Source organism: Streptomyces ossamyceticus (assembly GCF_001418475.1).
Taxonomy (GTDB): domain Bacteria; phylum Actinomycetota; class Actinomycetes; order Streptomycetales; family Streptomycetaceae; genus Streptomyces; species Streptomyces ossamyceticus.
In genome coordinates this window covers 1-1,445 of record NZ_LIQX01000761.1, presented here as the reverse complement: position 1 = coordinate 1,445, position 1,445 = coordinate 1, and the positions used below count along the sequence as shown (strand labels likewise).

The window sequence follows — 1,445 nt, the reverse complement described above, 5'->3', positions numbered from 1 at the left end:
GCAGGGGTGGGTGCCGGCCCACGAGCGGAAGAGCCCGCGGCAGGATGGCGGGGGCGGATGCGGGCCCGCGAGCCAAAGAGCCCGCGGCAGGGGCAGCGGGGCCGGCTGCGGGCCCGCGAGCCAAAGAGCCCGCGGCAGGGGCAGCAGGCCAGGTGGGTTCGAGGGCAGCGGGCCAGTAGGTGCTGAGGCGGCGGGCCGGCGGGTGCGGCACAGCAGGCCAGTAGGTGCTCAGGCGGGCCGACGGGTGCGGCGCAGCGGGTCGGTCGGTTCGGGGTGTGGGGCCGTGTGTGGTCGGTGTGCGATGGGTTTCGGTGTGGCGCGGTCGTGTTCGATCGCTGCCGGTACTGTTCGGCGAATGAGCTCGCTTAATCTCGACGACTTCACCGATCTGATCGAGCGCCCCGACGGCGGGGTGCGCCGCGACGCCGAGGCGCGGCGGGAGAGGCAGATCGTGCCGCCCGGGGCGCTGGGCCGGTTGGACGACCTCGGTGAGTGGCTGGCGGCGGCACAGTCCGCCGTGCCGGTGCGGCCGATCGGCCGGGCCCGAGTGGTGCTGTTCGCGGGCGACCACGGCGTCGCCGAACTGGGCGTCTCCGCCCGACCCGCGGGCACGGCGGACCAGTTGGTGCGGGGTGTGCTCGACGGAAGCAGCCCGGTGGCGGTGCTGGCCCGGCGGCTCGACGTACCGGTCCGGGTGGTCGACCTGGCGCTGGACTGCGACCCCGGGTCGCTGCCCGAGGAGGTCGTACGGCACCGGGTGCGGCGCGGCTCCGGGCGTATCGACATCGAGGACGCGCTGACCCTGGAGGAGGCGGAGGCCGCGTTCCGGGCGGGCGTCGCCGTCGCGGACGAGGAGGCCGACTCCGGGACGGACCTGGTGGTGCTCGGGGACCTCAGTGTCGGGGGGACCACGGCCGCAGCCGTCCTCGTCGCCGCGCTGTGCGGGACCGACGCGTCGGTGGTGACCGGGCGGGGCGGCCGGGCGATCGACGATCTGGCATGGATGCGCAAGTGCGCGGCCGTACGGGACGCCCTGCGACGGGCGCGGCCCGTGCTCGGGGAGCAGTTGCAGCTGCTGGCGGCGGTGGGCGGGGCCGATCTCGCGGCCATGACCGGGTTCCTGCTGCAGAGCGCGGTGCGGAAGATGCCGGTCATCCTCGACGGCGTGGTGTCCGCGGCGTGCGCGCTGGTCGCCCAGCGGGTGGCCTTCCGAGCGCCGGACTGGTGGCTCGCCGGGCAGAGCAGCGGCGAGCCGGCACAGGCCAAGGCACTGGACCGGATGGCGATCGAGCCGTTGCTGGACCACGGGGTGAAGGTCGGGGAGGGCGCGGGTGCGCTGCTCGCGCTGCCCCTGGTGCAGGCCGCGGCGGCCCTGGCGGCGGAGCTGCCGGAGCGGGAGCCGGCGGAGCCGGAGAAGACCGCCGACGACAGCGAGGTCGAGGAGA

1 protein-coding gene is annotated in these 1,445 nt (G+C 75.6%); it reads left to right on the top strand.

The annotated features are described in order from the left end of the window. Positions 1–355: 355 nt before the first annotated feature. The coding region (gene cobT, locus AOK15_RS38285) for a nicotinate-nucleotide--dimethylbenzimidazole phosphoribosyltransferase (RefSeq protein WP_055523468.1) at positions 356–1,445 on the top strand (1,090 nt) is incomplete at its 3' end.